Source organism: Bacillus cereus group sp. BfR-BA-01355, assembly GCF_022663675.1.
GTDB classification, from domain to species: domain Bacteria; phylum Bacillota; class Bacilli; order Bacillales; family Bacillaceae_G; genus Bacillus_A; species Bacillus_A thuringiensis_S.
Window position 1 is genome coordinate 1 of sequence record NZ_JAKUFY010000241.1, and the last position, 1973, is coordinate 1973.

Consider the following 1973-nt stretch of genomic DNA (forward strand, 5'->3'; position numbering starts at 1 on the left):
GTTAGCGAGTTTTGGTAAGTATGTGTACTCTATAGCGCTCTACTGGTTAATGGTCATTGTATTTATTACAATCACTAGAATTGGTGAAGTTCTTTCTACAGATGGAAGTATAATTAGCGTATCTGTATCGTTATTATGGATGATATATGCGTTATTTGCAGTTTGGTTTGGCCGTTATAGACAGATGAATGAAATATTATATGCTGGATTAATCGTATTAGTAGTAACGGTAGGGAAGTTATTCCTACTTGACTTACCGGAGGTTTCGATGATGATTAGGGCAGTGTTATTCCTAATCGTCGGTAGTATAGGTATCGTTATTTCAAGAATGTTTTTCTCAAAAGAAGAGAAGTGAAAAGAAGGCAATCCATGTATGGATTGCCTTTTTCATTATTTTTTATTAATCGTTACAGTTTCATTATATTTCGCTGTTGTATTTTGACGTAGACGAAGCGTTGCTTGTCCAGTTGTATTTGAATCAATCTGTACATTTACAACTTTTTCAGCAGAGCCTAAGCTGTTTGTTGTGAAAGAGAATGCACTACTATATCCGAAAGCAGATGGCCAAGTGCCGTTTGTATTTTGAACTTTTGCTACTTGTGTTCCACCAGTAGTGAATATACCTAAAGAATAGTTGTTATAAGTTGTATTAGGTAGTAAGTTGTTTACTTGAATCTTCATTTGGAAAATTTCATTGTTTGGTAGAATGCTAGGGTGTGTAACGACGTAGTCGCTTGTTGTTACCGCACCGTTATAACCGTATGAACCTGGTTTAAAAGTATTTGTATTAAACCATTGATAACCTGCATTTGGTGCACTCCAAGGTTCAGGTTGTGGTTCTGTTGATAAGCTTGGCTGTTCAAATGTTTGTAGAGCTGTAGGTGAATCAAGTTGTAAACCATTTACTTGATCTAAACTTGTAAATGTCTCTTTATTCGATAACCAATTTACGATGTTTTCTAATAAAATCGCATCGTTTTCTTCTTTATAACCATCGTAAGTTTTCTTTGTTTGGCCAGAATCTTCACGAACGTACTTTGGCGTTGCATCTTCAACAGGAGAAGAGTCACCAATAAAGGCAGCTTTTCCAAGTCCTATTTTTGCAATTGCAGCATATGGGCCTTCTGCAATACCACCGCCATTATAAACGCCACTATCAACAGCGTTATTCCATTTTGATGGATTTTCTGGAAGGTAAACAAGTCCTTTTGCTAGTTTTGGGTTTGTAATTGCTAGAGTAGAACCAGCATGCATTGCTACAGAAGAAACACCTTTTGTAATTCCGAAAGATTGTTCAGGCGATACAATTGTTTTCGCTGAAACATCACCAAGTGCATTGTAGCGGAAGCGAATACCGAAGTTGTCAGATAGCCAATCAGAGCTTTCTACTCCTTGCATAGCTTGTGAATTTGCTTCTTCATTAGACATTCCTTTTGCTGGATTATCCCAAGCACCGCGTCTATATCCATTAAATACTTCAGAAGAGTCCCAGCGATTTTTATTACGATCCGCATTGTAATGATCGGCAATAAAGAAGATACTACCACCATTTTTTACATATTGTAACATAGCGTCCTGCTCAGATTTTTTGTAAGGAATATTAGCTTCTGGAACGATAAATACATTGTAACCATTTAGGTCTTCGTACGTAATAGGTGTTGATTTACGAAGTTCTTTTACGTGATATCCGTTTTTTGCAATGCCGTTTCCGAAGTCAGAAAAGCCGCCGTCAATAACCCAGTCAGCTGTCCCAGCAGTTTGACCGTGTGTATTATCGAATAATACTTTCTTCCCATTGTTTTGATTTACAACTTTTGCAGCAATTTCAGGAGCTGGGTCTACAGAGCTTTCGGCATAAGTAGACGGTATGAACGAGGTCCCTATACTTAGTGTAATTGCTGTTGCTAAAGAAAATGTAATCCATTTTTTATTCTTCATAGAAGAATCCCCCTAATAATAAATATATGTGCTTT

Annotated in this window: 2 protein-coding genes; one reads left to right on the plus strand and one right to left on the minus strand. The window is 37.0% G+C overall.

The window, feature by feature from the left end; all coding sequences use genetic code 11:
- The coding region (locus tag MR167_RS31255; RefSeq protein ID WP_242316216.1) for a DUF2339 domain-containing protein at nt 1-355 on the plus strand (355 nt) is incomplete at its 5' end.
- 35 nt (nt 356-390) lie between these two features.
- Here the strand turns inward: MR167_RS31255 and MR167_RS31260 are convergent.
- On the minus strand, nt 391-1938 hold the full coding sequence (locus tag MR167_RS31260) for a DNA-binding protein (protein WP_000791516.1): 1548 nt from the start codon (nt 1936-1938) through the stop codon (nt 391-393).
- Nucleotides 1939-1973: the final 35 nt, after the last annotated feature.

Bases quoted from the DNA above. Each gene is read 5' to 3' on its own strand.
- MR167_RS31260 (WP_000791516.1), bottom strand. From the start codon at position 1,938: ATGAAGAATAAAAAATGGATTACATTTTCTTTAGCAACAGCAATTACA.